The sequence below is a fragment of the Wohlfahrtiimonas sp. XWW7 genome (assembly GCF_056716055.1).
The window spans coordinates 2,177,536-2,199,788 of sequence record NZ_CP168032.1 but is presented as its reverse complement, the minus strand read 5'-3'; the positions used below and the strand labels follow the sequence as shown (position 1 = coordinate 2,199,788).

The following is a 22,253-nucleotide window of genomic DNA, read 5'->3' as shown; positions in this document are numbered from 1 at the left end:
TTATGATCTCCTTATACCTGGCTTAATCCATCAACCATAGTGTTTTCCATTTTATCGCGGCCGCGTAAAATCATCTCGTGATGACCTTTTCCAGCTGGAATCATTGGATAAACGTTGGCATCGGAGTCAACAATGATATCTAAAAATAAAGTCTTATCTTTTTGCTTAAAGGCTTCGATAAGTGCGGGTTCTAGATCTTTTGGATCTCTAATTTGAATCCCGTCATGCCCGTAGGCTTTGGCTAAACCAATAAAATCAGGTAATGACTCAAAATAGCTCATGCAATAGCGCTTCTTGAAGAAAAACTCTTGCCATTGACGAACCATTCCAAGGTATCCATTGTTTAAGTTCAAAATTTTCACAGGTGTTGAATATTGAAGCATTGTCGACATTTCTTGGAGCATCATTTGGATACTGCCATCGCCTGTAACACATGCCACATCTTTCTCTGGTGCACCCAATTTTGCACCCATTGCAGCAGGTAAGCCAAATCCCATGGTGCCTAAACCACCAGAATTGATCCACTGTCTTGGGTTATCAAATTTATAATATTGCGCAGCCCACATTTGGTGCTGTCCAACATCTGTCGTCACAATTGCTTGACCTTTTGTCACTTTATAAAGTGTTTCGATCACTTGTTGTGGCTGAATGATGCCTGGTGTTAGATCGTAGCCCAATGAATCCATTGTGCGCCAATGATCAATTGTGTTCCACCATTTTGCCAATGAATCAGGGTTGATCTGCTTTTCACCTTCTTTCACCAATTGTAAAAACTCTTGGAGGATTGGTTTTACTTGGCCAACCAATGGAATATCAGCCGCAATATTTTTACCAATGGAAGATGGGTCAACATCCACATGAATGATTTTTGCATGTGGGCAGAAGTGTTCTAATACGCCAGTGATTCGGTCATCAAAACGTGCGCCAATTGCAAATAATACATCACATTCATGCATGGCCATATTGGCTTCGTATGTGCCGTGCATTCCAAGCATACCAACGAATTGTTTATCTGAAGCAGGGTAAGCACCCAATCCCATTAAAGTATTGGTGATGGGTACATTCAATGCTTTGACTAATTCTGTTAACTCTTCACAAGCATCACCTAAGATTACGCCACCGCCAGTGTAAACCATTGGACGTTTTGCGCCCATAAACAAGTTATAAGCTTTACGAATTTGGCCTGAATGGCCTTTAATGATTGGATTGTAAGAGCGCAGAGAAACCTTTTTAGGGTAGCTAAATTTCGCTAAAGCAACTTGGACATCTTTAGGTACGTCAATGACAACAGGACCAGGACGACCTGTTGTTGCAATGTGGAAAGCTTTTTTAATAGTGTAGGCAAGCTCTTCAACATTTTTAACTAGGAAGTTGTGTTTAACGCACGGACGAGTGATGCCAATAGTATCCACTTCTTGGAAAGCATCGTTACCAATTAAACTTGTGGCAACTTGTCCTGAAAAAACAACCATAGGAATAGAGTCCATATGGGCTGTAGCAATCCCTGTGACAGCATTGGTTAAACCTGGGCCTGATGTTAAGAGAACAACACCAGGTTTGCCTGTAACTCGCGCGTAACCATCAGCGGCATGTGCGGCTGCTTGTTCGTGACGGACGAGGACGTGTTTAATTTCATCTTGTTGATAAATTGCATCATATAGAGGAAGAACTGCTCCGCCAGGGTAGCCAAAGATGTATTCAACGTTCTCCTCCATGAGGGATTTTATAATGATTTCTGCACCTGAAGATTTCACGATTAACCTCTGTTTTTCGTTTTTGTATCGTTTTAAAAAGTCATTTATGAGCCGAAGGATTCAATTCTTAATAATGTCGTATCACCTTTAACATTTGCTAAGGCTTCAATCTGACGAATTGAATCAAGAATTGCTTTCTCTTTAGTTTCATGAGTGGTCATTATGATATTAGCTAGATTGTCTTCAACAGATTTTGTCTGGATCATCAACTCAATACTAATATCATGATGAGCTAGGATATGGGTAATATCGGAAAGCACACCAGATTGGTCCACTGCTTTTATTCTTAAGTAATAGGCAGTATGAATCTCTGCTTGTGGCAGGATTGGCGCATTGGATAGCGCTTGGTTTTGGAAAGCTAAATAAGGAACATAATGTTCTTTATCAGCATTTAACATTCTAGAGATATCAGCCAAGTCTGATAAAACAGAAGATGCGGTTGGATGTCCGCCTGCACCAGCGCCATAGCTTAATACAGGGCCAACAGCATTACCTTTCACTAAAACAGCATTCATCACGCCATTGACGTTAGAAATTAAATCTGTTTTAGGAATTAAGGTTGGGTGAACGCGAATTTCAATGCCTTCGCTTAAATTCTTTGCGATGCCTAAATGCTTGATTGTATAGCCCAATTGATCAGCATATTTAATGTCATCGCTTTCTAATTTAGAAATGCCTTCTACAAATACTTTGTCAAATTGCAATGGAATGCCAAATGCAATGGATGCCAAAATCGTCAATTTGTGCGCAGCATCAATACCTTCTACATCAAATGTAGGATCAGCTTCAGCATAGCCCAAAGCTTGAGCATCTGCTAAAGCATCTGCAAATGAACGGCCTTTCTCTTTCATCTCAGTTAAGATGTAGTTGCCTGTGCCATTAATAATGCCCGCCAATGATTCGATTTTGTTGCCAATCAAGCTTTCACGTAAGCTTTTGATCACAGGAATGCCGCCAGCAACAGATGCTTCAAACATTAACATCAAACCTTTTGCTGACGCTAATTTGAATAACTCATTGCCATGGGTTGCAATCAATGCTTTATTCGCGGTAATCACATGTTTGTTTTGCTCTAACGCAGTTTTAATATAGGTTAGGCTTGGTTCAATGCCGCCCATCAATTCAACCACTACATCAATTTCAGCATCCATTAAAATATCATTAATGTCTGTTGTCAGTGGAAGATTGTGAGGGTTTGCACGATCTAAAGAGCGTACAAAAATATTTTTAATTGAGAAATCGTAACCTGTACGACCACTAATTTCTTCGTGATTTTCTCTGATTAAATCAGCAACACCTGTTGCAACTGTACCAAAACCTAAAATACCAATATTCAAACGTTTCATGCGTTAATTTTTTCCAACTCTAATGATTTGTTAACTGTTTTAATAATTTTTCAATTACAAAGTCCGAACAAAGATATATATCATAAGGAGAAGCATCATGGAACATATATGCACCACTTGTGATAATTCTGTGTTCTTTATCTGTACAATACTCATCGATATTTGTATCAATGTGATTGATTTTCCATGCATTTAATGCAGGTATAAAGTCCTCTGCACCGCTACTATGACCAAATGTAATGTTGACATTGCTTTGATCCGCATCGCGCATTGCCATAGCGATGACTAAAGGTGCTGCACAAATGCCAACGATCCACTTTTTCTGTGTGATCACACTGTGCAATGCTTTTTTAACGTCACTATGTAAACTACCATTAATGCCATCTTGCAAGAAGGTTGTAAAGTTTTTTACTGCACCAAATCCACCAGGTAATACAACAGCATCGTAAAGTTCTGCATTAAAATCGCTGAGCGGTGCAATTTTTCCTCGTGCAATGCGTGCAGACTCCGTTAAAATATTACGATTTTCTGCTTGTGATTCACCTTTAATATGGTCCACAACATCCATTTGATTACGATTGGGTGCAAAAAAATCCACCACAACATTGCGCTTAGATAAAGCGATCAATAAGCTAGTAGCTTCAGTGATTTCGCTACCATCTAAATAGCCTGAGCCTGATAAGAAAAGCGCAACTCTATTTGTCATTTCATCCTCCCAATGTTGTGTTAATTTTTTATTAGATTCATTTGATCATATCGAGTTATTTTGCAGAATGCTATAGCTAGAACGTAAAGAAAACGACATATAGAAGAATAACGCTCTTTTTTAGTGTAGAATTACGCAGAAATCTCTGAAAGGATAAACGTTGTTATGATAAAAAAAGTGACATTAAGCCTGGTAATGAGTTTAAGTGTTATGCTAGGTGTATCACAGGCCGAAGCTCCTCAAAAAGATAGCGCAATGCTAAATTTTTTATTGGGCGAATTAGCTGTGCAACGCAATGATCTTGAGTCTGCATCGAGTTATTTAGAAAAAATTACTAAAAATCAGAAAATACCGTATGTATTAAGACAGCAATTTAACTTAGCGTATGGGCAAGCGGATTATGTCAAAGCATTATCATATTTAGATCAAATTCTTGTAGATGAGCCAGATAATATTGAAGTGTTATTGTTTGAGGCAATTATCTACGCGCGTTTGAATAGTTATGACAAAGCTGCAAATGTGATGAATCAAATTGCACATTTATATGCTAAAGATGCCAATGATAATGGTTTTCACTTTTTGTATCGTGAATTAAAAAGCCAAATTGAACCACAGACGTTTTTAACCATTTATCAAAAAATTGCAAAGATGAATGATTACTCCAATAGTGTTACGCCATTATTGGCAAGTCTGTTGGTAGATAATGGGCGTTATTATGAAGCCATTAAATATCTCAATGATGTTATTGCTAAAGGACAAGGCAGTGCAGTGAATTATTCGCTGTTGATGTATGCTTATTCTTTATTAAATGATCCAGAAAAAGGTTTGGAGATTTTGAAAAATGCTGCACAAGATAGTCAAGATGCAGACATTAAGATCGAATATTTACAAGCTTTAATCAATGAGTTTTATTTTAAAGATGCGCTAACTTATGCGGCACAATTGGTAAATGATTATCCTAATGATGCGCGTGTTTATGGGCATTTAGCCTTGTTGAATTTTGCGCTTCGTAATAATGACATTGCAAAAGAGAATATTGATAAAGTCATGCAGTTAAAGGGCGATTATGTCAATGTTGTGTTTAGATTGGCTGATTTTGGACGGACAACGGGGCGTTTTGGCGAATTGTATGAGATTTTGCCCAATATTAATGTCATAGACGTTCAAGTGATTCGTTTGATAGCAGAAGCGGATATGGCATTGCGTAAAAAATCTTATGCGACATTTTTAGCAATTTTTGATGAATTGCGCACAAAATTTCCTGATCGTACAGAATATCTCTATAACCAGCAGTTGGATATGTTAGAGAAATCCTATGATTATCAGCTTTTATTACCCTATGCAGAAATTTTAGATGTTGTCACAAATTATGAGTTATTCATCTATACCTATTATAAATCGATCGCTTATCAAGAAATGAAGCAATACGACAAAATGGAAGAGCTAATGTTGACATGGCTTCAGAAAAATCCAGAGGATGCATTGGCATTAAATGGCTATGGTTATGTGATGTTAGAAATTGCAGAAACTGCCAAAGAGCGCGAGCACGCTATGAGTTATTTAAAAAAGGCTATTCAGTTAGCACCTGATGAGCCCGCTATCATGGACAGTATTGGTTGGGGATATTTTCAAGAAGGGAATTATGTAGATGCAAGAAAATATTTATGGCCTGCGTATAATCGTTTGAAACAGCCTGATGTGATTGCACATTACATTGCGTTGCTGATCGAAGAGAAAAAAATTGAAGAGGCTAAGGCTTTATTCAGTCGTTTAGTGGTGGTTTATCCTGAGCATAATGAAACCATTGAATTGATGAAACAATATCAAGGAGTTCTACAGTAATATGACTGATGCTTTAGCAAAAGTATTTCGTACACTTGTCATTGGCTTGCTGTGCGTTTTAAATATTGGCTTGGTGCATGCGGTAACTTTGGTTGGCAAAGGTACGAGCACAACAACACCAGATGGCAATCTGAAAATTGTATTTCCATTGAATGAGCGCACAAATTTTACGAGTTTCCGTTTAGATAGCCCACCGCGCTTAGTGGTGGATATTCCGCGTGCTCAGTTGCGTCAAAAAGTTCAATCATTGCCGATTCGCGGAAAAAATGTGAATGGTGTTCGTTTGGGAACTCAGCAAGGCACAGACTTACGCATTGTTGTGGATTTGGTGAAATCTGTTCCAGGATCCACCGCCTTAGTGAAAGGTAAAAAAGGTTATGAGCTGGTGATTTTAATCAGCCAAAGTGGCACTGCAGTTTCTAAAGATCGAGCGATTGCGGGAACAAGTACTGTTGTTTCGGAGCAATCCAGTGTTCAAGTGGCAAAACAGATGCCTAAAAAGAATGTGTTGATTGTGATTGATCCTGGCCATGGCGGTAAAGATCCTGGGGCAATTGGCCCTAATAAAACTCGTGAAAAAGATGTTGTATTGGCCATTGGTAAAGAGCTGCGCAATCGCATTAATCGTGAGCCTGGTATGCGTGCAATCATGACGCGTGATAGTGATCGCTTTATTCCATTAAGAGAACGTGTATTAATTGCTCGTCGCCAAAAAGCAGATATGTTCGTTTCTATTCATGCAGATGCTGCCTTGAATCGCTCTGCTTGGGGGGCTTCAGTGTATGTTTTATCAACAAAGGGAGCGTCAAGTGAGGCGGCAAGATTATTGGCAGAGAATGAAAATCGCTCGGATATCATTGCGGGTGTAAAAATGTCTGATAAAGATAATGCGATCGCTTCAATGCTATTGGATATTTCGCAAGATGCAACGATCGAAGCTTCGCATGAATTGGGTAAACAAATTTTGAGTTATCTTCAGCACGATACTAAGCTTCATAAACAAAATGTTGAGCGTGCAAACTTTGCGGTGTTAAAAGCACCTGATATTCCATCAGTTTTAGTGGAAACGGGTTTTATCTCTAATGCCAATGATGAAAAAAAATTGAAAACTGCATCCCATCAGCGCCGTTTGGCGGATGATATGTTAAAAGGGATTCGTGGTTATTTTAAAAAACGCCCAGCAACGGAACTGGTTTATAGTACGGTAGCTGCACCTAAGAAAGTTGTACCGAATGGCAAACCGACGATTACAGCAACACCCAATCCACCAAAAGTTAGTAGTGGAAACAATGCGCCTCGAGTTAATTTAGAAAGTCAGCCACAAGTGAGGTTTCCATCTTTGGAGTTAGAGGCTAAAGGTACAGCGCCTGTACAAAATGCAAAAGGACAAGGTAAACAGCATACTATTAAACGTGGAGAATCTTTGGAGGATGTGGCAAAACGCTATAAAATTTCTTCGGATAATTTACGCAAAGCAAATAATTTACCAAGTAATCAATTGCGCGTTCCTGTGGGCACAGTATTGAGTATACCGTAGGGATTAGTATAATTTTTCATCAAATCTTTAATAAGTGGTTGCGTTTGATTGTGAATTATATATAATGCACCTCTCTTTTGGAGGCGTGGCCGAGTGGTTGAAGGCACCGGTCTTGAAAACCGGCAACGGGTTAAACCGTTCGTGAGTTCGAATCCCACCGCCTCCGCCAATCATATGATTAAGCCCTTGTTATACAAGGGCTTTTTTATTGTCTAAATTAAAGTAGACCACTTTGTATGTGAGCTATGCTGGTTTTTATGTTTAAAATGTGATTGCCAATAAATTGTTGATAATAATAAATAATATTGCATAGCAACTCAAAAAGATCATATACACAGATCCAATATTTTTATAAGTTTTTTATACGATTTTTTCTACAATCCCGATCCTCGCAATAGTTATAAGGAAAATATGTTAACGATACTTTTTGCAACTTTTTTATTAATCACTCTAGCGTACTTATGCTATGTGCTTTGTCATGTGGAGGATTTCTAAATGCTCAATGCAATACTTTTGCTCGCGTTGTTAGTGGGATTGCTAACAATGCTGGCTTATCCTTTAAGTAGATATTTAATGTGGGTCAGTGAATCTAAAACTGCACCTCTGGGATTATCTAAAATTGAATCTGGCATTTATCGATTGGCTGGCATTAATCATGATCAAGAAATGACATGGAAGCGTTATGCAGGTTCAGTTATTTTATTCAGTATTTTAGGTGTTTTAGCTGTGATGGGCTTGCAGCTTTTACAGCATGTTTTGCCGTTGAATCCGCAAGAGATCGATGCGCCAACATTGGATTCTGCATTCAATACCGCCACAAGTTTTGTGACGAATACTAACTGGCAAGCTTATAGCGGTGAAACAGCGATGAGTTATTTGACGCAAATGTTAGGTTTGGGCGTGCAAAACTTTGCATCTGCTGCAACAGGGATCGCCGTGGTATTTGCTTTAGTGCGTGGTTTAATTGCTCATCAAAATGAAAATCTTGGTAATTTCTGGGTGGACATCACGCGTATCTGTTTATATTTATTGTTGCCCATCGCATTCATCAGTGCGCTCTTTATGGTGTCTCAAGGAGTGATTCAAAGTTTATCTGAATATGTATCATTCACTGGTTTAGAGGGTCAGGAAGGTTTGTTGCCAATGGGGCCAAATGCTTCGCAAGAAACCATTAAATTATTGGGCACAAATGGCGGCGGTTTTTTCAATGCTAACTCTGCACATCCTTTTTCCAATCCTAGTTTTATCACTAACTTTGTACAGATGTTTTTAATCTTGATCATTCCAATCGCACTTTGCTTCTATTTTGGCAGAATGTTGAAGGATATGGCGCAAGGTTGGACGATTTATGCGGTGATGACAGCATTATTTGTGATGTTAGTTTTGTTTCTTTTCTATACAGAAATGCAAAGCAACCCAGCATTGCAAGAAGCAGTAAAAGGTGAAGGTTATTTATTACAATCATCGGGGAATCTTGAAGGTAAAGAGAGTCGTTTTGGCATTATTTCATCTGCATTGTTTACAGCTGTGACAACGGCTGCATCATGTGGCGCTGTGAATAATATGCATGACTCATTGATGCCACTTTCAGGCATTGTTCCGCTCTTTTTGATGCAAACAGGTGAGATTGTTTACGGTGGTGTTGGTTCTGGTCTTTATGGCATGTTGATTTTTGTGATTTTGACTGTGTTTTTAGCAGGTTTAATGATCGGCCGTACACCAGAATATTTGGGTAAAAAAGTGGAATCACAAGAGATGAAACTGATTTCAATTGCAATGTTAGTGGGTCCTTCTGTTGTGCTTTTAGGAACATTGTGGGCGGCATTGACACCAAGTGCGATTGAAAGTATCACAAATCCAGGTTCACATGGTTTTAGTCAATTATTGTATGCATTGACATCCGCTACGAATAATAATGGTAGTGCATTTGCAGGTTTAGGCGCAAATACACCATTTTTAAACTATTTATTAGGCTTTGCGATGTTATTGGGGCGTTTTGGTGTCATCATTCCAATGCTTGCATTAGCGGGTAGTTTTGCTGTGAAAAAGCGTTCTATGAATGCTGCAAGTTTTCCAACAAAAGGTTTGCTTTTTGCAAGTTTGCTCTTTTTCGTTGTACTCACAATGGGCGCGCTGACTTATGTGCCAGCACTTGTGCTGGGCCCAGTTGTCGATCATTTAATGTTATTTAATTAAGGAATAAGATGATGAAAAATCAAAATAAAGCCCTATTAAAGGCATCATTGATTATGTCCTTTTATAAATTGAATCCTTTGGTTCAATGGCGCAATCCTGTCATGTTCATCGTTTATCTTGGCAGTATTTTTTGTACGATGTTTATCGGTCATTCATTATTGAATGGTGGCGAACATGTCGGCTTTGGGATCAGCATTGTTGCATGGTTGTGGTTCACAATTCTATTTGCCAATTTTGCAGAAGCATATGCAGAAAGTCGTAGTCAAGCACAAAGTGATAGTTTGAAAAGCTTACAAGCTGATGTACCTGCCAGAAAACTCATTGAGAAAAGTGGTGAAACTGAAGTTGTGATGACTTCATCGAAATTGCTGAAAAAGAATGACATCATTCGCGTTGAACAAGGTGAAGTCATCCCGATGGATGGTGAAGTGATTGAAGGCATTGCATCGGTTGATGAGTCTGCCATTACGGGTGAATCAGCACCTGTCATCAGAGCTTCAGGCAGCGATTTCTGTTCTGTTACAGGCGGTACATTGTTAGTTTCGGACTATTTGATCATAAGAATCAATGCTAATCCTGGTGAATCATTTTTGGATCAAATGGTGAGCATGGTTGAAGGTGCTAAACGTAAAAAAACACCCAATGAGATCGCTTTAACCATTTTATTAATTGCTTTGAGTATTATTTTTATTCTTGTTGTCGGTTCTTTGTATGGTTTTTCTAGTTTCATGGTGGATCATGCGGGAGCATTGGCACCGATCAGTTTATTGGCATTAGTTGCATTGTTGGTTTGTTTGATCCCAACAACCATTGGCGGTTTGTTATCTGCTGTGGGCGTTGCAGGTATGAACAGAATGATGCAGTCTAACGTGATTGCGACATCTGGCCGTGCTGTTGAAACGGCAGGAAATATCGATGTATTACTGCTAGATAAAACAGGCACAATCACTTTTGGTAACAGACAAGCGAGCGAGTTTGTGCCTTGTCCAAATGTTGATTTAGATCGCTTAATCAAAATGGCTTATTACGCATCCATGGGTGATGAAACGCCAGAAGGGCGAAGCATCATCACATTGGCACAGCGACTGCATCCTAGTTTGAAAGATGAATCTGTGATTTTGGGTCAATCTGAAGTTGTGCCATTTACTGCTCAAACACAAATGAGTGGTGTGAATTATACAAAGTCTGATCAGCAAGTTTTAACGATCCGCAAAGGCTCATCACATGCGATTGCTCAACACATTGAATCACAACAAGGCAAATGGCCAAAAGAGCTGACGATTGCTGTTGAAAAAATTGCTGCCAGCGGTGCAACACCATTAGTTCTCAGTGTGAATGATGAAGCGTTGGGCGTCATTGCATTAAAAGATATTGTTAAACCTGGTATTCGTGAGCGTTTTCAGCAGCTTCGCCAGATTGGCATTCGTACCATCATGATCACAGGGGATAATCCATTAACAGCAGCTGCAATTGCCTTGGAGGCAGGCGTGGATGATTATCTTGCAGAAGCAACGCCCGAAGAGAAATTGAACATGATCCGTAAATATCAGGCTGAAGGATTGTTGGTTGCCATGACAGGCGATGGCACGAATGATGCACCTGCATTGGCACAAGCGGATGTTGCAGTTGCAATGAATTCAGGTACACAAGCCGCGAAAGAGGCAAGTAATATGGTGGATCTGGATTCTGATCCAACCAAGCTCATTGAAATTGTCAAAATTGGTAAGCAATTGTTGATGACGCGCGGTGCTTTGACAACATTCTCGATTGCTAACGATATTGCTAAATATTTTGTGATCATTCCTGCGCTATTTATCCCGCTTTTCCCAAGCTTGGCACAATTGAATATTTTAGGTTTAGAAAGCCCAAATTCGGCACTGTTATCCGCTGTGATATTTAATGCATTGATCATTGTTTTCTTAATCCCATTGGCGATTAAAGGCGTCACTTATCGTTCTGAAAATGTGGGTAAAACATTGCGCAGAAATCTTTTGATTTATGGCGTTGGCGGATTAATTGTGCCATTTATCGCCATTAAAGCGATAGACATCATTATATCTTGGTTATAAAGGAGAAATTATGTATTTACGACCAGCCATAACATTGCTATTGAGCTTAAGTATTTTACTGGGAGTTGTCTATCCTGTGACAGTGACAGGTTTGGCACAGTGGTGGTTTCCCCACCAAGCGCAAGGGAGTTTGATCATGAAGAATGATCAAGTGATAGGATCAGAGTTGATCGGGCAATCATTTACGCAGCCTAAATATTTCTGGGGACGATTAGGTAATAGTATTGATGATCCTTACAATCCAGAAGTTTCTGGCGGTACAAACCTTGCAGCGACCAATCCAGAGTTGATCGAGCGAAGCATACAACGATTGATTCAATTGGATTTAGAGAAAAATACCATGGTGCCAACGATGTTGATCAGTCATTCAGGCAGTGGATTGGATCCGCACATTGATCTTGAATCTGCATTGATTCAAGTGGATCGTGTTGCGAAGGCTCGAGGATTGTCAAAAGAGCGATTGATTGATCTTGTGATGGAAAATCATACGGAGAATGTATCCAATGGTTGGACATCTCAAGTGAATGTTTTACTGCTGAATTTATCGCTAGATAAGATTGAAAGTAGATAAGAGAAAATTTAATATGAATGAGCATCTCAGCTTGAGGGTTGAGATGCTTAACTTTTTATCGGGATGATTGTCTATGGACGGTAAACATACATCAGAGCAGTGGTTACAAACAATTGCAGAAAAAAATAGAGGGCAATTAAGAATCTATTTTGGCGCGGTTGCTGGCGTTGGCAAAACGTACAGCATGTTAAGTGCTGCACATAAAGTTCATGCTGAAGGCAAAAATGTATTAATTGGTTGTGTGGAAACCCATAAACGACAAGATACAGAAGCACAGATTGGTGAGCTGCCTATTTTACCAGCCAAACAATATGATTTTCGTGGCCATTTTTTGCCAGAGTTTGATATTGATGCGGCGATTCAAGCTAAACCTGATCTGCTGTTGGTGGATGAATTGGCGCACAGTAATGTGCAAGGATCTCGCCATTCAAAACGCTGGCAAGATATTGAAGAGATTCTCGCAAATGGTATAGATGTTTGGACGACACTTAATGTGCAGCATTTAGAAAGTTTGAATGATGTTGTATGTAATATTACAGGCATTGATATTAATGAAACTGTGCCAGATGCTTTTTTTCAATCCGCTGATGAAATCATTTTGGTGGACATTACAGCAGAGGAGCTGTTGACCCGTTTAAAAGATGGCAAAATTTATGCAGAACATAAAATCCGACAAGCGACTAAAAACTTTTTTAGAAAAGGTAATCTCATCTCCTTGCGGGAAATTGCGCTGAGGCGAACAGCGGAAAATGTCGAAGCAGAAGTCAAAACATATCGTCATAAAAAATCCATCGATAGAGTTTGGCATACAGATACAGGATTACTAATTTATACCTATGCAGGTGTTAATAATGGGCCATTGATCCGAGCGGGTGCGCGATTGGCGAATCAGCTCCATTGTGAATGGCACATTGTTTACATCGAAAAACGTTTGTGGCGCCATCGGAATCAAGAGCAATTGAAATGTCAGGCCATTGAAGATTTAGAGTTTGCAGAAAGTTTAGGTGCAAAAACAGTGATCTTGCACGGTGAACAAATGGCAAAATTATTGGTGGATTATGCAAGGCAGCATAATTTATCGAGAATTATGGGGATTCGAGGTGGATTATGGGACAGTTTGTTGCGCCATCAGATTCAGAAACTGGGCGATGAGATAGATTTTATTCAACTGAATTATTCATCGAAGACAAAAGATGTCAGGCCATCGACTGTACCGCAGTCAACACAATCGATTGGTCAACAGATTAAAGAATCTACAGTTGGTTTATGTTTAATGACGGCATTATCATTGGGGTTAACATTTGCACTGTGGCCGTTTTCTGGTGTACTAGATAATAGTAATACAGTGATGTTGTATTTGCTCATCGTTGTGATTGCAAGCTTGATTTACAATCGCATTGTAGGGGTTTGGACGGCATTTTTAACAGTTGCACTGTTTGACTTTGCATTTGTTGAGCCTAAATTTTCATTTGCTGTGCGAGATATTCAGTATGTGCTAATTTTTGCAGTGATGTTACTGCTCAGTTTGCTGTTAACACATTTAACAAGTTATTTGAGGCATCGCGCTAGGGAAGCCAATAGTCGAGAGCAAAAAGCGATCAATTTATTTGATTTTGCAAAAACGCTATCAGGCTTATCTAAAGAGAGAGAGATTCTTGCGCTCAGTAAAAAATTTGTGAAGCAAGAGTTTGATTGTGAAGTATTTTTTCTCTTGCCAGATGATCATGGTCAACTCATTTATTCAGGCAATGATGCGGTTAATTTATCCATTGCAAAATTGGCATTTCAGCATCAACAAGCGGCAGGATATGGCACGAATACTTTGTCAGAGCATAGAATTTTGTATTTGCCGTTAATGGCGCCCGTTAAAATTCGTGGCATTTTGGCGATTGCAGCAAAAATGCCAGAAAGTTTATTGCTCACAGATCAAAGACGACAGTTGGAAACTTTTACAAGATTGATCGCTTTAACATTAGAGCGTGTACATTTTGCTGACATTGCCAATGATATTTTGGTGGAAGTGGAAGCGGAAAAGATGCGCAATACTTTATTGTCATCTGTGACACATGATCTTAAAACACCATTAACAGCCATGGTTGGTGAAGCAGAATATTTACAAAATTATTGGCAGAAAATGCCAGCAGTAGAGATTCACCAAAGTATTCATTCTTTAACCATTTCAGCACATAATGTGCAGAAATTTGTGAGTAATATTCTACAAATGACGCGCCTAGAAAGTGGACAAATACAGCTACACGCTGATTGGGATTGTGTGGAAGATATTGTGAGTAGTACAGTGAGGACCATTCAACTTGCATCAGATAAAAAACCAAATGTGCAAATGAATATCGAAGATGGTTTGCCAATCATTCAGTTTGATGCAGTGTTATTTAGTCATGCTGTGAGTAATTTACTTGAAAATAGCATTAAATACAGTCAAGGCAATCTCACAATTAATGTCCGTGTTTATCAGGATAATGGCTATGTTTGGGTGGAAATTATGGACAATGGCATTGGCATTAGTGATGAAGATCGCCCCTTTATTTTTCAGAAATTTTATCGTGCAGAAAAAGAAGGTAATATCGCAGGATCTGGTTTAGGGTTGAGCATTGTGCAAATGATTATGGATGCGCATGAAGGAAAAATTGAAGTGGCAGCGAGGCAAGATGCACAAGGTTCTATTTTTAGATTAGCCTTGCCGATCACACAAGCGATTAAACTCGAAATAGAGGATTCACTATGAGCGTTGTTAGGAAAATCTTAATTGTAGAAGATGATGATGCTATTCGGAAGTTGATTCGTAAAACTTTAGAGCAGGAAGATTGGCAAGTATTGGAAGCAATCTCTGTGAAAAGGGCGATCATAGATGCTCAAGCGCATCAGCCTGCTTGTGTGATTTTAGATTTAGGATTAACGGATGGTGATGGTATGGATTTTATTGCGGCTTATCGTAGCTGGTCCAATGCACCGATCATTGTATTGACGGCACGACATCAAGAAATCAGTAAAGTCCAAGCGCTCGATGCGGGTGCGAATGATTATATGACAAAACCATTTGGAATCGCAGAATTGCTCGCAAGAATTCGAGCACAAATGCGTCAACATCGCCCTAGCATGCAGCAAGATGTTTATGTTTTTGGTCAAAATACTATTCATTTTGAAAATCGGCAGGTATTGAGAAAAGAGGAAGAAGTGCATCTCACACCAATCGAATATAATTTATTGTTAGAATTGATTCGTAACGAAGGAAAAGTCGCTACGCAACGTCAATTATTAGTGGCGGTTTGGGGGCCAAATTTTGTTGAAGAGCCGCAGTATTTACGAATTTATATGAGAAAGCTCAGGCAGAAGCTGGAGCATGATCCGACAAATCCTGAACATTTTCTCACAGAAGTTGGTGTGGGTTATCGGTTCATTGGGGCACTTTAATGCCTTCCAGTAGAATTCGCCAGCCTTCTAAAGTTTCAGCTAATCGTACTTCTGAATCCGACTCTGCAATCCAAAAAGCGGATTCAAATAAACTCCCATCAAGCATAATCGCTAAAACTCTAGGGCTTCCTGATTTAATGATGCCTTGTTTTATACCATTTTCGATCAATACAATATCGGAATCCATACTTCGTCTTTGAATAGTCATCAATTCAGTACCGAGAATGGCTTTTGCATCTTTCAATAGTATTTGTTGAAATTCAGGTTCCAAAGAGTGTTGAAGATATGCAACACCGCGTTTATACAGAGCTCGCCATGGATCAGGTTCTTGATTTGAGATCTCTTGTAATATTTCATCAATCTCTGTATCGATTTGCATTACAACTTCAGCAAACAATCCTTTTTTATTGCCAAAATGATGATAAAGCGCGCCTCTTGTTAATCCGATACTGGATGTAAATGTTTCCATTGCTGTATCAGCATAACCATATTTACCAAAATATTCTCGTGCTGCTGTGAGTAACTTATCATGGGTTTCCTCCATCATCTTTTCGCGTTTATTCAGCGCTTTTGCCATGCTCCTGATCCCTTTTACAATAATTTGCCATCTATTTAGTATATTTATAATGACATGCTAATTTAGCATTTTCATGCTCACTAAGTCTTATTTAATTCTCATGTAACTATTTTTAATTCATAGCTAATCCATATTTAACCTATATGGATTATTTTACTTTTCTTAATGAATCAATTGATTTTCTAAAATTTTGTTTTAAAGTTACAAAAATTTAATTCCATAATCATTGAAAAACATTGTTTATTTGAATAAAAAATGATCAAAAATGTATTTATTTTTGACTACTTTTTGTGTCGATTTGCCATTGAAAAAATATCATAAAAAATTGATATACATACTGTATGTGAAATTTATAAAATCCAAATATCTATTAATTCATAGAGATATGTGGTGTTGCAAATAAAATTACGGCGTGTATATACTGTTTTCGAGTCATCGGGAGGAGATGACTAAAAAATTTAAAAAAGATAATAAGTAGCAAAAAAGTAGCATTTGAATTTGTATTCCATTGGGGTACAGAGAAAAATTCGATCAAACATTGATTACAAAAAAATGTAAACAAAAGGAGGGTGCATGGCTTGTTGTGAGAGCAATGATCTAAGAGCTGAAGAAGCATTTATCAAGCACGATAAACCGCTACCAAGTTTAATGGTTGCGTTGATTCCTATCGTTTTTATGATGATTTTTTTATTTACCGGAATTTTTGTCTTTGATTCTGAGCCACATATACCAATTTTAATGAGCGCAGTTGTTGCGGGCATTGTTGCAATATGTTTGGGTTATTCATGGTTGGATATCCAAAAATCCATCACCGCAGGTGTTGCATTGTCTGTACAAGCGCTGTTGATTTTGATCATTTTGGGTACATTGATTGCGACATGGTTGGCAAGTGGCATTGTGCCAACAATGATTTATTACGGCCTAAATATTATCTCGCCTGATTGGTTTTTGCCTTTGGCCGTTGTGATCACAAGTGGTGTTTCACTGACAGCAGGAAATGCTTGGACGGCAGCAGGAACGGTTGGGATTGCGGTAATGGGCGTTGGTTTAGTGCTAGGATATGATCCTGCAATGGTGGCAGGTGCTGTGATCTCTGGTGCATACTTTGGTGATAAATTATCGCCATTATCAGAAACGACGAACATGGCTCCTGGCATTATTGGTGTTAATTTGTTTGATCATATTCGTTACATGTTATATACAACAATTCCTGCATGGTTGTTAACAATCGTATTATTCATCATTCTAGGTTATTTCACTAAAACAGGTGTAACGGATCTTTCAGGCATTACAACTTTACAAAAACAGTTGGATGATATTTTCATCATCTCTCCATGGTTGATTTTAGTGCCAGTGTCTGTTTTAGGTATGATCATGTTCAAAATGCCAGCAATTCCAGGTTTAATCATTGGTTCATTGTTAGGTGCTTTAGTTGCTTTCTTTATTCAAGGAGAAACAGTTGCGGCGCTATTAAATATGATGATTGTGGGTTTTGAAAAACAGACGGGCAATGAAATGATTGATTACTTGCTCAATAACGGCGGTATAGAAAATATGATGCCAACGGTGAGCCTTGTAATGTTGGCAATGAGTTTAGGTGGCATTTTAGAGTTAACAGGTTCTTTAGAAACCATCGTTCAAAGATTACTGCGTTTTGCTCGTTCAACTGGTAGTTTGATTGCAACCACTGCGGCATCTTCAGTGACGGCAAATATTATTGCGTGTGATCAATATCTCTCAATCCTTTTGCCAGGTCGTATGTATGTTCAAGCTTATAAAGATAAAGGTTTAGAGCTTAAAAACCTATCTCGTACTGTGGAAGATGCAGGTACGATGACATCTCCTTTAGTGCCATGGAATACATGTGGTGCATTTATGGCAACAACTTTAGGCGTTGCAACCATTGATTATGCACCTTACGTTTTCTTAGCCTTTTTAAGTCCAATCGTAGCAATTATTTATGGCTATACAGGCTTTAGAATTGCACGTGTGCCACTCTCTGAAAGAACAGATGAGCCAGTAGATTTCGATACATCAGGTTCCGTCTTGCTCGATGCAAATCCAGCATTGACGATTGAAGCGATGCATCATGAGAAAGTTTAACCAACAGAATCACATAATATTTATCACCACTATGAAAGAAAGGAAATTTTATGAATAACAATGAACAAGTTAGAGAATTTATTGGCAAGGTATTGGGATTGGTTGAAAAGGAATCTGTCACGCCAGAAGATGCAGCTTGGGTAACAGCACAAACCATCGAAGGTTTTAGAGAAAATGTTAATCCTGGTTTTTTGGAATATCGTAAAACAGTTACAGAAGATCAAGGCTTTGCTGCTGTAGAATGGTCAGATGGCGGCAATGGTTTTAAAGACATCAATGGCAATACATATATCGATTGTTTAGGGGGTTATGGCATTTATAATGTTGGTCATCGTCATCCTAAAGTTGTGAAAGCAGTCAAAGATCAATTACAACATCAGGCATTGCATAGCCAAGATTTATTAGATCCATTGCGTGCGATGTTGGCAAAAGCATTGGCAGCAATTGCACCAGGTGATTTGAAATACTCATTTTTCACAAACTCAGGTACAGAAAGTATTGAGGCAGCATTAAAAATTACTAAGTTGTACACTTATAAACATAATCCTAATGCTTCTACATTCATTTCAACGGTAGGTGCATTCCATGGTAAAAGCTTAGGCTCATTAGCAGGCACGGCAAAAGGCATATTCCGTAAACCATTTATGCCATTACCACAAGGTTTTAGACACGTATTATATGGTGATATTGATATGATGCGTAAAACATTTGAGGCATGTGCAGCAGTACAAGAAAATGTTACAGCTGTGATTTTAGAGCCGATTCAAGGGGAAGGCGGAATCATTATTCCACCTAAAGGGTACTTGAAAGCCGTCCGCCAATTATGTGATGAATTTGGCGCATTATTGATTTTCGATGAAGTTCAAACAGGTATGGGGCGTGCAGGTTCAATGTTTGCATGTGAATTGGAAGGTGTTGTGCCTGATATTATGTGTTTGGCAAAAGCATTTGGTGGCGGTGTGATGCCAATTGGTGCAACAATTGCTTCTGAAAAAGTATTTGCACCGATGTTTGATAATCCATTCATGCACACAACAACGTTTGGCGGTAATCCATTGGCTTGTGCTGCAGCATTGGCAACGATCGATGTTTTATTAGAAGAGAATTTACCTGCGCGTGCGGCAGAAGTGGGTGAATATTTCCTTAATGGCTTGAAAGCGGCAGCGGATGGCTATGATGATCTAGTAATGGAAATTCGTGGTCAAGGTTTAATGATCGGTATTGAGTTCCATAAAGATGAAATTGGTTATGAAGCTTCTAAAGGCATCTTTGAACGTGGTATTGTTGTAGCGGGTACATTGGTGAATTCAAAAACAATTCGTATTGAACCGCCTTTGACTATTTCTTATGAAGAAGTTGATTATGTACTCAAATCATTTAAAGAAGTGCTCGAAGTTTTGAGAAAAGGGTAATGATTTAAGATTAATTATTAGTATAAGGGGCGATTGGTGAGAGATTTCCCCTTATAGTGCTCTTAATAAGCAGACACGGAGAAAATAATGGTTAAAGAAATTTTGAACTATATTAATGGTGAATGGGTTAAGCCTGATTCAGGTAAAGAAAATATTGTCATTAATCCAGCGAATCAAGAAGTGATTGGTCGAGGATTTCACTCTTCTAAAGAGCAAACGATTGAAGCGATCAAAGTAGCTAAGGCTAATTTTGAAAGTGGTGTTTGGGCCGATTTATCTACGCGTGAACGCGCTGATGTGTTGAATGAAATTGCTGATAAAATTGATGCACGAGCTGAAGAGCTTGCAACATTGGATACTTTGGATAATGGTAAAATTTTACCAGAAGCGCAAGGTGATGTTGCTGATGCAGCTTCAACTTTCCGTTACTATGCGGGTTTGATTCGTGGTACTCAAGGTGAAGTGTTTAATGCTTCAGAAGATTATCAATCTATGATTGTCCGCGAGCCAGCGGGCGTGACAGGCTTGATCGTACCTTGGAACTATCCATTACTAATGAGTGTTTGGAAAATTGCACCAGCTTTAGCAGCAGGTAACTCCATTGTATTTAAACCTGCAGAATTAACGCCATTATCTTGTATGGTGTTATTTGAAATTCTAGACAGCGTTGAAGCATTGCCTAAAGGCACTATTAATATGGTGATGGGCGAAGGTAATGTTGTTGGTCAAACGATCTCAGAAAGCGATGATATTGATTTAGTTTCCTTTACAGGCAGTACGGCTGTGGGCAAAAAAATCATGAAAGCATCAGCTGAAGGCAATTTAAAGCGTGTATCACTTGAGCTTGGTGGTAAATCTCCTAATGTTGTGTTTGCAGATACGGATTTAGATTTGGCTGTAGATTATGGCTTGTTTGGTATTTTTTATGGCACAGGCCAAGTATGTTCTGCGGGTAGCCGAATCCTTGTTGAAGAATCCATTTACGATGATTATGTGAAGCTTTTAGTGGAAAAAGCAGAGAAGATCAAAGTAGGTTCAGGTATGGATAAAAACTCTCATATGGGGCCACTTGTTTCAGAAGCACAAATGAATCGCGTGCTTGAATACATTGAAATTGGTCAAAAAGAAGGTGCTAAAGTAGCTTTTGGCGGCATTCGTTTGACAGAAGGTGAATTGGCAAAAGGCTTCTTTATTTCGCCAACGATTTTTGTCGATGTCGATAATGATATGCGCATCGTTCAAGAAGAGATCTTCGGGCCAGTTGTGACAGTGCAAAAATTCAAAACCGAAGAAGAAGCGATTGCTTTAGCTAACTCTACAAATTATGGTTTAGCAGGTGCTGTATTTTCAAAAGATGGATCAAGAGCATTACGTGTGATTAAGAAGATTCGCTCAGGTATTACATGGATTAATGATTATCATCCAACATTTATTGAAGCGCCTTGGGGCGGTTATAAACAAAGTGGTATTGGACACAGTTTGGGGACTTATGGCTTAGAAGATTTCCAAGAAGTGAAGCAAATCAATATTCGCTTGAAGCCAGAATCACCAGGTTGGTTCCCAAGCTAATTTAAATATTGCTTGATAATTAAGCCCAAAAGTTATGATTAGCTTTTGGGTTTTTATTTGAAAGCACAGGTTAAAGAATCTGAATGTTTTCGATGCGTTTACCACAAATTATCCCAATGATGATGGATAATGTGGCGGCAGATAATGTAGAGAAAATGAGTAACATAACATTGTGATAAATATAAGGTTGAATCACGCCATAAATGAATAACAAAATTGGGAAATGCAAGAGATAAATTGTATAGGATGTTTTTGCAATGAAATAGCAAGGTAGCCAAATCTTAACTTTTTGAGTCGCAATTAAATAGAGCAAAATGGCTAAGATGATACCAATCCATGTGCCATAAATGGCCAATGGAGATGCTTGAATAATGTATAAAAACCCAAGCATTATTGTGATCATCATGATGATGAAGATGATCTGTTTTTTATTCAAATGGTAGCGCTGCTGATAGAGTAAAACGGCGATTGCACCAGCAAGCCAAATGCATACATATAATAAAAATATATAATTTAAAGTGCTTAAAATCACTAAGCCAACGAGTGAAAATAATATGCTCATGCTTCGATTGGGTAATAGTAAAATCCCAAACAGTATGTAAAACCAAGCTTCAAAAGATAATGACCAAAAAGCAAAATTACTGGCGGGCGTTTCCGTGATAAAGCCATTCATAAAGAATAAAACACCCAGTAAATCTTTGAGATGGAGGCTCATATTAGCTTGGCTCATGGTTTCGCTGATGATCTTAAATTCACGATTACTAGTGGCAAAGACAGAAGGCGATAACCAATAGAGCATTACTAAAACAATGCATGCAAAATATAAAGGTGGCACGATGCGATTAATGCGAGCATGTATATATTGTTTTACGTTGAATTGCTTGTATTTTTGAATGTTATGACAGGCTGATTGGCAGATCAAAAATCCACTGAGTGCAAATAAAGCCATCACACAAGCATGAGCTGTTAGGTAAATGGGCAACATTGCCGCAGGCCAAATGGGATACAAAAAGAGTAAATAAGCGTGACAAAATACAACGCTCGCTGCACTGAATCCACGAATTTGGTCGAATTGTCGAGAAACTTCTGGATTAAGTGGCTGATATTGGCTGAGTAGTTTATCAATCGAGATCATGTTTTAT

At 38.7% G+C, this 22,253-nt stretch carries 15 protein-coding genes and 1 tRNA gene; 11 read left to right on the top strand and 5 right to left on the bottom strand.

Annotation, left to right across the window (positions count from 1 at the left end; translation table 11 throughout):
• Positions 1–11 precede the first annotated feature (11 nt).
• From ilvB to elbB, 3 genes are read right to left on the bottom strand one after another with little or no spacing between them, the layout of a single operon-like run.
• The gene (ilvB, locus tag ACA100_RS10500) at positions 12–1,754 is read right to left on the bottom strand and encodes a biosynthetic-type acetolactate synthase large subunit (protein WP_481077660.1); all 1,743 of its coding nucleotides are present in this window, start codon (positions 1,752–1,754) and stop codon (positions 12–14) included.
• A gap of 44 nt (positions 1,755–1,798) precedes the next feature.
• Complete coding sequence (locus ACA100_RS10495; RefSeq protein ID WP_481077659.1) at positions 1,799–3,100, bottom strand: homoserine dehydrogenase; 1,302 nt, start codon at positions 3,098–3,100, stop codon at positions 1,799–1,801.
• A 19-nt stretch (positions 3,101–3,119) separates the two neighbouring features.
• Positions 3,120–3,806: an isoprenoid biosynthesis glyoxalase ElbB gene (gene elbB / locus ACA100_RS10490; RefSeq protein WP_481077658.1), complete on the bottom strand. Its 687-nt coding sequence runs from the start codon at positions 3,804–3,806 to the stop codon at positions 3,120–3,122.
• Positions 3,807–4,061: 255 nt separating this feature from the next.
• On the opposite strand from elbB, the gene ACA100_RS10485 reads away from it, so the two are divergent.
• The 8 genes from ACA100_RS10485 to ACA100_RS10450 all read left to right on the top strand — a co-directional run bounded on the left by ACA100_RS10485 (position 4,062) and on the right by ACA100_RS10450 (position 15,450).
• Positions 4,062–5,648, top strand: a complete 1,587-nt coding sequence (locus ACA100_RS10485; protein ID WP_481077657.1) for a tetratricopeptide repeat protein — start codon at positions 4,062–4,064, stop codon at positions 5,646–5,648.
• Between the two features lies 1 nt (position 5,649).
• The gene (locus ACA100_RS10480) at positions 5,650–7,185 is read left to right on the top strand and encodes an N-acetylmuramoyl-L-alanine amidase (protein WP_481077656.1); all 1,536 of its coding nucleotides are present in this window, start codon (positions 5,650–5,652) and stop codon (positions 7,183–7,185) included.
• Positions 7,186–7,264: 79 nt separating this feature from the next.
• A tRNA-Ser gene (locus ACA100_RS10475) sits at positions 7,265–7,354 on the top strand.
• Positions 7,355–7,680: 326 nt separating this feature from the next.
• Complete coding sequence (gene kdpA / locus ACA100_RS10470; protein ID WP_481077655.1) at positions 7,681–9,381, top strand: potassium-transporting ATPase subunit KdpA; 1,701 nt, start codon at positions 7,681–7,683, stop codon at positions 9,379–9,381.
• Between the two features lie 8 nt (positions 9,382–9,389).
• Positions 9,390–11,450: a potassium-transporting ATPase subunit KdpB gene (gene kdpB, locus ACA100_RS10465; protein WP_481077654.1), complete on the top strand. Its 2,061-nt coding sequence runs from the start codon at positions 9,390–9,392 to the stop codon at positions 11,448–11,450.
• 10 nt (positions 11,451–11,460) lie between these two features.
• Positions 11,461–12,021 (top strand): potassium-transporting ATPase subunit KdpC, encoded by a 561-nt coding sequence (gene kdpC / locus ACA100_RS10460; RefSeq protein ID WP_481077653.1) that lies wholly within the window; start codon positions 11,461–11,463, stop codon positions 12,019–12,021.
• 73 nt (positions 12,022–12,094) lie between these two features.
• The gene (locus tag ACA100_RS10455) at positions 12,095–14,764 is read left to right on the top strand and encodes an ATP-binding protein (RefSeq protein ID WP_481077652.1); all 2,670 of its coding nucleotides are present in this window, start codon (positions 12,095–12,097) and stop codon (positions 14,762–14,764) included.
• Positions 14,761–15,450 carry a response regulator gene (locus ACA100_RS10450; protein ID WP_481077651.1) on the top strand — a complete coding sequence of 230 codons (690 nt, stop codon included), beginning with the start codon at positions 14,761–14,763 and terminating at the stop codon, positions 15,448–15,450. The genes ACA100_RS10455 and ACA100_RS10450 overlap by 4 nt, the downstream gene beginning before the upstream one ends.
• Here the strand turns inward: ACA100_RS10450 and ACA100_RS10445 are convergent.
• Positions 15,434–16,027 (bottom strand): TetR/AcrR family transcriptional regulator, encoded by a 594-nt coding sequence (locus ACA100_RS10445; RefSeq protein ID WP_481077650.1) that lies wholly within the window; start codon positions 16,025–16,027, stop codon positions 15,434–15,436. The genes ACA100_RS10450 and ACA100_RS10445 overlap by 17 nt on opposite strands.
• A gap of 573 nt (positions 16,028–16,600) precedes the next feature.
• Here ACA100_RS10445 and nhaC point away from each other — a divergent pair.
• The 3 genes from nhaC to ACA100_RS10430 all read left to right on the top strand — a co-directional run bounded on the left by nhaC (position 16,601) and on the right by ACA100_RS10430 (position 21,111).
• On the top strand, positions 16,601–18,130 hold the full coding sequence (gene nhaC, locus ACA100_RS10440; RefSeq protein ID WP_481077649.1) for a Na+/H+ antiporter NhaC: 1,530 nt from the start codon (positions 16,601–16,603) through the stop codon (positions 18,128–18,130).
• Positions 18,131–18,180: 50 nt separating this feature from the next.
• Positions 18,181–19,542 (top strand): putrescine aminotransferase, encoded by a 1,362-nt coding sequence (locus tag ACA100_RS10435; RefSeq protein WP_481077648.1) that lies wholly within the window; start codon positions 18,181–18,183, stop codon positions 19,540–19,542.
• 87 nt (positions 19,543–19,629) lie between these two features.
• Positions 19,630–21,111 (top strand): aldehyde dehydrogenase family protein, encoded by a 1,482-nt coding sequence (locus ACA100_RS10430; RefSeq protein ID WP_481077647.1) that lies wholly within the window; start codon positions 19,630–19,632, stop codon positions 21,109–21,111.
• A gap of 70 nt (positions 21,112–21,181) precedes the next feature.
• On the opposite strand, the gene ACA100_RS10425 is transcribed toward ACA100_RS10430, so the two are convergent.
• Positions 21,182–22,246 carry an acyltransferase family protein gene (locus tag ACA100_RS10425; RefSeq protein ID WP_481077646.1) on the bottom strand — a complete coding sequence of 355 codons (1,065 nt, stop codon included), beginning with the start codon at positions 22,244–22,246 and terminating at the stop codon, positions 21,182–21,184.
• Positions 22,247–22,253 lie beyond the last annotated feature (7 nt).

Excerpts from the sequence above, each read along its gene's own strand:
- ACA100_RS10495 (WP_481077659.1), bottom strand. The coding sequence starts at position 3,100 with ATGAAACGTTTGAATATTGGTATTTTAGGTTTTGGTACAGTTGCAACA.
- elbB (WP_481077658.1), bottom strand. The coding sequence starts at position 3,806 with ATGACAAATAGAGTTGCGCTTTTCTTATCAGGCTCAGGCTATTTAGAT.
- ACA100_RS10485 (WP_481077657.1), top strand. The coding sequence starts at position 4,062 with ATGCTAAATTTTTTATTGGGCGAATTAGCTGTGCAACGCAATGATCTT.
- ACA100_RS10480 (WP_481077656.1), top strand. The coding sequence starts at position 5,650 with ATGACTGATGCTTTAGCAAAAGTATTTCGTACACTTGTCATTGGCTTG.
- kdpA (WP_481077655.1), top strand. The coding sequence starts at position 7,681 with ATGCTCAATGCAATACTTTTGCTCGCGTTGTTAGTGGGATTGCTAACA.
- kdpB (WP_481077654.1), top strand. The coding sequence starts at position 9,390 with ATGATGAAAAATCAAAATAAAGCCCTATTAAAGGCATCATTGATTATG.
- kdpC (WP_481077653.1), top strand. The coding sequence starts at position 11,461 with ATGTATTTACGACCAGCCATAACATTGCTATTGAGCTTAAGTATTTTA.
- ACA100_RS10455 (WP_481077652.1), top strand. The coding sequence starts at position 12,095 with ATGGACGGTAAACATACATCAGAGCAGTGGTTACAAACAATTGCAGAA.
- ACA100_RS10450 (WP_481077651.1), top strand. The coding sequence starts at position 14,761 with ATGAGCGTTGTTAGGAAAATCTTAATTGTAGAAGATGATGATGCTATT.
- ACA100_RS10445 (WP_481077650.1), bottom strand. The coding sequence starts at position 16,027 with ATGGCAAAAGCGCTGAATAAACGCGAAAAGATGATGGAGGAAACCCAT.
- nhaC (WP_481077649.1), top strand. The coding sequence starts at position 16,601 with ATGGCTTGTTGTGAGAGCAATGATCTAAGAGCTGAAGAAGCATTTATC.
- ACA100_RS10435 (WP_481077648.1), top strand. The coding sequence starts at position 18,181 with ATGAATAACAATGAACAAGTTAGAGAATTTATTGGCAAGGTATTGGGA.
- ACA100_RS10430 (WP_481077647.1), top strand. The coding sequence starts at position 19,630 with ATGGTTAAAGAAATTTTGAACTATATTAATGGTGAATGGGTTAAGCCT.
- ACA100_RS10425 (WP_481077646.1), bottom strand. The coding sequence starts at position 22,246 with ATGATCTCGATTGATAAACTACTCAGCCAATATCAGCCACTTAATCCA.